A 5,920-nucleotide genomic window follows, 5' to 3' on the forward strand; every position below is an offset into this window, starting at 1 on the left:
TCCCAGGTGAGCAGCGCGAGCGCGACCCAGACCAGGCCGAAGCCGGCCCAGCGGGCGGGCGGCATGGACTCGTGGAACACCGCGACGCCGATCAGGAACTGGAACACCGGCGCCAGGTACTGCAGCAGGCCGAGCACCGTCAGCGGCACCCGGACGGCGGCCGCGCCGAAGAACAGCAGCGGGATCGCGGTGATCACCCCGCTGAGCATCAGCAGCCCGGAGTGCCCCCAGCCGTACGAGCCGGCCACCGTGTGCCCGAAGGTGCCGCGCCCGCTGACCTCCAGGTAGACCAGGTAGCCGAGGGCGAACGGGAACATGAAGGCGCTCTCGGCCGCCAGGCTCTCCAGGCCGCTCAGCCCGACCTGCTTCTTCAGCAGGCCGTAGGTGGCGAAGGAGAGCGCCAGGGTGAGCGCGATCCAGGGCAGCTGCCCGTACGCGACGGACAGCACCGCGACGGCGGCGGCGCCGATGCCCACCGCCGTCCACTGGGCGCCGCGCAGCCGCTCCTTGAGCACCAGGACGCCGAAGGCGATGGTGACCAGGGGGTTGATGAAGTAGCCGAGGCTGGTCTCGACCACGTGGCCGGCGTTGACGGCCCAGATGTAGACGCCCCAGTTGACCGAGATCACGGTGGCCGCGCCGGCCAGCATGGCGAGCCGGCGGGGCTGGCGCAGCAGCGGGCGTATCCAGCCCCAGTGCCGCTGGGCGACCAGCAGCAGGACGACCGCGACCAGGGACCAGACCATCCGGTTGGCCAGGATGTCGTCCGCGGCTCCCGGCTCCAGCAGCGGCCAGAACAGGGGGAAGAGGCCCCAGATGCCGTACGCGGCGACGCCGTACCAGAGGCCCCGGCCGTTGTCCTGCTGGTCTGTTCCCGCCATGGCCGAGTGCCCTCCCGCGCGCGTGTGTCGATGGCGACGGTAGCGGGCGGGAGGGGCGACTGTCATCTCCGTTTCCGGATTTTGGTCATGACATTGCCTGCATGCTGGACCTGTCCGGCGTTCCGGGAGCTCAGCGCGGGTGCCTCACGAGCTCGGAGCCGGCTCCTCGGGAAATCGGGGCCGGCTCCTCGGGAACTCGGGGCCGCCGTCTCAGGCGTCGAGGGCCGTGCGGACGGACTCGGCCAGCGGGACGGTCGGGCGGCCGATCAGCCGGGCCAGGTCGCCCGGGGTGCCGGCCAGCTCGCCGCGCGCGATGCCCGCGTCCACGTCCACCAGGGCCTCGGCGAAGCCCTGCGGCAGGCCCGCGCCGACCAGCGCGTCCAGGTGCTCGGCCGGGGTGACGTCCCGGTGCTCGACCGGCTTGCCGGAGGCCTTCGCCAGCTCGGCGGCCAGCTCGGGCAGGCTCCAGGCGGCGTCGCCGCTCAGCTCGTACACCCGGCCCTCGTGGCCCTCGCCGACCAGGACGGCGACCGCCGCGTCCGCGTAGTCCCGGCGCGGGGCGGTGGCGACCCGGCCCTCCCCGGCGCTGCCGAGCACCACGCCGCGCGCCACCGTGCCGGCCGCGTCGCCCAGGTAGTTCTCGGTGTACCAGCCGTTGCGCAGGAACGCGTGCGGCAGCCCGGAGGCCAGGATCAGCTCCTCGGTCGCCTTGTGCTCGTCGGCCAGCCGGAAGGTGGCCGCGCCGGGGATGCTGGTGTAGGCGAGCAGCGCGACCCCGGCGGCCTTGGCGGCCTCCACGACGGCCCGGTGCTGCGGGATCCGGCGGCCGACCTCGCTGCCCGAGATCAGCAGCACCCGGTCGCCCTCGGCGAAGGCACCGGCCAGGGTCTCCGGCTTGTCGTAGTCGACCACGCGGACGGCGACGCCGCGCGCGGCCAGGTCGGCGGCCTTCTCGGCGGAGCGGACGGCGACGGCCACCTCGCTCGCGGGGACCTGGGCCAGCAGGCCCTCGACGACGAGACGGCCGAGCTGGCCGGTGGCACCGGTGACGACGTACATGGTGAAGCTCCTCGGGGTTCCGTTGCGGTTCTGGCCTCGGAACTCACCCTAGGGGTGGCACTAACCTTTCGAAAGTACGCACTTCAAAGTAGGGTACTGACATGAAGGTAAGCGAGATGAAGGCCGGCGGGCTGCCCCCCGCCGACGTCTTCGACCGGATGTGTCCGTCCCGGGGCGTGCTGGAGCACGTCACCAGCCGCTGGGGCGTACTGGTCCTGGGCGCGCTGAACGAGCGCGGCTACCGGTTCAGCGAGCTGCGCCGCAAGGTCACCGGGGTCAGCGAGAAGATGCTCGCCCAGACCCTCCAGACGCTGGAGCGGGACGGTTTCGTGCTGCGCGAGGCGCACCCGGTGATCCCGCCGCGGGTCGACTACAGCCTCACCCCGCTGGGGCGCGAGGCGGCGGAGCTGGTCGCGGCGCTGGCGCACTGGTCGGAGCGGCGGGTGCCGGAGGTCGAGGCGGCGCGCGGGGAGTACGACGGGCGGGCCGTCGCCCTGCGGTGAGGCGGGCGGGCCGCGGGCCTCGGGCCTACCGCTCCGCGATGAGGGCGTCGAGCCCGTCCAGGACCCGGGCCAGGCCGAAGGCGTAGGCGTGGTCCGGGCTGTACGCGCCGCCGTGCGCCTCGCCGGCCGCGGCCCCGACCCGGGCGGCGAGCGGGTAGCGCTCGGCGTCGAAGACCCGGGCGAGCAGGTCCGCGTTGGCGGCCCACCACTGCTCGTCGGTCATCGCGCTGTCCTGCCGGGCGGCGCGCTCGTCGGCGGCCATCCGGGCGCAGGTCTGGACGAAGCCGAGCAGGTGGGTCAGCGCGGCGTCCAGGTCGACGTCGGACAGCCCGGCGCCCTCGAAGGCGCCCAGCTCGTACTCGTACTTGGCCATCAGGCCGGGCCCGAGCGGCGGGCGGCTGGTGGAGACGGCGGCGACCCACGGGTGGGCGCGGTGCAGCGCCCGGTTGTCGTCCGCGACGGCGGTGACCCGGGCGCGCCAGCCCTCCCCGGCCGGGGTGCTGCGGGGCATGGTGGCGTAGACGGCGTCCAGCATCAGGTCGAGCAGCTCGGCCTTGCCCGGTACGTAGGTGTAGAGCGCCATCGGGGAGAGCCCCAGCTCCTGCGCGACCCGGCGCATGGTGACGGCGTCCACGCCCTCGGCGTCGGCGAGGGCGATCGCGGCGGCGGCGATCTCGCCGGTCGAGCGCGCCTGCCGGGGCCCGCGCCGGCCGGGCTTCTCCTCGGCGGTGAGCCCCCAGAGCAGGGCCAGGGTGCGGGCCGGGTCTCCTGCGCTGCTGCGGTCGGTGGCCATGGGGCCATCGTTTCACGCACCGGCCGGGGCCCTGACGGCGCGGACGGCTACCGTCTCACCATGACCAGCCCGACCACCCCTCCCGGCCTTCCCAGCCCTCCCGGACCTCCCGGCCCTCCCGGCCCGAACGGCCTTCCCGGACCGAACGGCCCTTCCGGGCCGACCGGGCCCGAGACGCTCCCCGGGACGGACACCGCGCAGACCCTCCGCCCGCGGGTGACCTGCCGCCGCTGTCACCGGCCGCTGCACGACCCGGAGTCGCGGATGCTGCGGCTGGGCCCGGAATGCCGGGACCCGGCGGAGCGGGTCGCACGGTACGACGTCGACCAGGAGCCGCTGCCCGGCGTGGGTTAACGGGTCAGCGGCCCTGTCCCCGGCCGAAGAGGCGGCGCAGCCGGCCGGGGCGGGGCGCCTCCTCCGCGGCCGCCCCTGTCGGGGCCTGCGGCTCCGCGTCCCGCGGCTCCGGCTCCTCCCCCGCGTCGGCGGCGTCCTCCCGGGCCGTCAGGTGGCGGGCGAGCGCGCGGTCCTCGGCGGACGTCCAGGGCGCGGCGAGCACCAGCGCGGACAGCGAGCGCAGGATCGTCACCGCCCGGGTGCGGCGGGCCCGGGCGCCGTGGTGCAGCCGCTGCCGGAGCAGGTCGGCGATGTCGACCCTGGTCGGCGGCTGGGTCCAGCCGATGGCGACCAGCGCGAAGCCGGCCGCCTCGACCACCCAGTCCTCCGGCCCGAGCAGCAGGTCGCGCAGCACCCGGCGGCGCTCGGAGCCCTCCCAGGGCTGGTCGGCGCGGTGGTGGGCGATGCCGAGGCAGGCGAAGACCTGGACGGCCCGCACCCAGAGTTCGGGCTGGTGGGCGAGCAGGGCGCGGCCGAGTTCGTCCTCGCGCGGCATCGGCGGGTGGACCAGGACGCCGAGCAGGTCGTCCAGCGGCAGCCCGGCCAGCCGGACGGCGTGGTCGTAGGCGGCGGGGACGGTCGGCCAGAAGATCTCGGCGGTGGCCCGGACGAGTTCGGCGCTCTGCGGCGCGGGCGGGGCGACGGCCGGGCGCGGGTCGGTGCCGTCCCAGGCCCAGATCCGGGTGGTGGGCTCGGTCAGCGGCAGCCGGGGGTCGGGCTCGCCGACGGCCTGGTAGCCGACGGTGGAGCGCGGCAGCGCGAGCCGGACGGCCAGCACCGAGCTGGGCGGCTCCACGGTGGAGGCCGTGCACTCGATCTCGGTGTCGCGGCTGGTGTCGGCGGCGGCGAGCACCTGGTGCAGCACGTTGACGGTGGCCTCGGTGGCCCCGGAGACCAGGCCGAGCCAGGGCTCGCGGTGGCTCAGCCGCTCCAGCAGCTCCTGGGCGTACTCGTGCTCGGGGTGGGCGCGGTGGTGGTCCGCCAGGGCGAGCAGGTGGGCCGGGTCGCCGTCGAGGGCGTGGCGCAGCCCGTACCGGGCCGGGCCGGCCTTGGGGTGGTCGGGTTCGGCGGCGAGCACCCGGTCCAGCCAGGGCAGGCCCTCGGCGGGGCGGCCGAGGGCGCCGTACAACTCGGCGACGTCGACGGCGAGGTAGCTGTTGGAGTCGTCGAGGTCCGGTGCGACCCGCTCCAGTTCGGCCTCCCAGACGGCGAGCGCCTGCTCCGGTCGGCCGGCCGAGCGCAGGGCGTTGCCGAGCATCACGGCGGGCAGGTAGCCGGGGGCCGATCGGTGCGCCCGGTCGGCGAGTTCGACGGCGCGGGCGGTGTCGCCGAGCCGGCGGGTCAGGCCGGAGGCCATCGCCAGCAGCAGTACGTGGTCGCCGTGGCGGGCCAGCACGGCCTGTACGAAGTCGTGGAACGGCCGTACGGCTTCGGCCGGTTCGGCCGGGAGCGGGTCGGGCAGCGCGCCGGTCGCGCGGGCCACCGCCTGGGCGACGGCGTCCGGGTCGACCAGGCCGGGCAGGTCCTCGCGGGCGAGCCAGGCGGCGTGCGCCCAGGGGCGGGCCGGCTCGGCCTGGATGGCGGAGGCGAGCAGTCCGACGGCGGCGTTCCAGTCCCCCGCCGCGGCCTCCACGTGGGCCCGGCAGACCGCCGTGCCGAGGTACACCCGGCCGTCCAGCGGGAACAGCTCGCGGGCCGCCGCCGGGCCGCCCGCCGCGGCGCACAACTCGGCCAGCGCCTCGTGCAGTTCGGGCAGCTGAGGGGCGGCGAGGATCGCGTCGCCGAGGTGCTCGGCGGCGTGCGTCAGGTCCCCGGAGTCGATCGCCAGCCGGGCGACCGCGACCTCCCCCTCGGCGGCCAGGCGCTCGGCGCCCTCGTCGTCGGTGTGACCGCTCATGCGCCCCTGCTCCCCCGGTTGTGCCGTCCCACTCGGAAGGAGGCTATCCGGTACGACCGACAGCCCGGTGATCACCCCGAGGGCGGCCGGCGTCCAACGACCGGATCGGATACGACCCGTTCGAGTGGTTTAGACCTCCGGTGGACATATTTGACGCTTTCCGCCCGCCAGGATGGCGGAGGCCCTTCGCGAACCTTCGCGGATTTTGCGACCTTTTGCGCGTCTCCGCGAACCGTCGCGCTTCTCTGCGAGCCGTCGCGCGTCTCCGCGAACCGTCGCGCTTCTCTGCGAGCCGTCGCGCGTCTCCGTGAACCGTCGCGCGTCCCCGCGGGCGAAGTGCCCTCCCCGCCAAGGAAACCGAGGAAACGAGGAAACCGATGAAGCTTTCCCGCTG

6 protein-coding genes are annotated in these 5,920 nt (G+C 75.2%); 2 read left to right on the plus strand and 4 right to left on the minus strand.

The genetic code is table 11. The annotated features are described in order from the left end of the window. The coding region (gene rarD / locus ACFU6K_RS28945) for an EamA family transporter RarD (protein ID WP_380667916.1) at positions 1–881 on the minus strand (881 nt) is incomplete at its 3' end. Between the two features lie 210 nt (positions 882–1,091). Then, positions 1,092–1,940, minus strand: coding sequence for an SDR family oxidoreductase (locus ACFU6K_RS28950; RefSeq protein WP_380667918.1), 849 nt, complete (start codon positions 1,938–1,940; stop codon positions 1,092–1,094). Positions 1,941–2,041: 101 nt separating this feature from the next. Between ACFU6K_RS28950 and ACFU6K_RS28955 the strand changes: the two genes are divergently transcribed. Further along, positions 2,042–2,443 (plus strand): winged helix-turn-helix transcriptional regulator, encoded by a 402-nt coding sequence (locus ACFU6K_RS28955; RefSeq protein WP_380667920.1) that lies wholly within the window; start codon positions 2,042–2,044, stop codon positions 2,441–2,443. A 25-nt stretch (positions 2,444–2,468) separates the two neighbouring features. On the opposite strand, the gene ACFU6K_RS28960 is transcribed toward ACFU6K_RS28955, so the two are convergent. Next, positions 2,469–3,236, minus strand: a complete 768-nt coding sequence (locus ACFU6K_RS28960) for a TetR/AcrR family transcriptional regulator C-terminal domain-containing protein (RefSeq protein WP_380667923.1) — start codon at positions 3,234–3,236, stop codon at positions 2,469–2,471. A 60-nt stretch (positions 3,237–3,296) separates the two neighbouring features. On the opposite strand from ACFU6K_RS28960, the gene ACFU6K_RS28965 reads away from it, so the two are divergent. Then, the gene (locus ACFU6K_RS28965) at positions 3,297–3,590 is read left to right on the plus strand and encodes a DUF6011 domain-containing protein (protein WP_380667925.1); all 294 of its coding nucleotides are present in this window, start codon (positions 3,297–3,299) and stop codon (positions 3,588–3,590) included. 4 nt (positions 3,591–3,594) lie between these two features. Here the strand turns inward: ACFU6K_RS28965 and ACFU6K_RS28970 are convergent, their stop codons facing one another. Further along, positions 3,595–5,526: a hypothetical protein gene (locus ACFU6K_RS28970; RefSeq protein WP_380667927.1), complete on the minus strand. Its 1,932-nt coding sequence runs from the start codon at positions 5,524–5,526 to the stop codon at positions 3,595–3,597. Between the last annotated feature and the right edge of the window lie 394 nt (positions 5,527–5,920).

The organism is Kitasatospora sp. NPDC057512 (genome assembly GCF_042802135.1).
Classification (GTDB): Bacteria; Actinomycetota; Actinomycetes; order Streptomycetales; family Streptomycetaceae; genus Kitasatospora.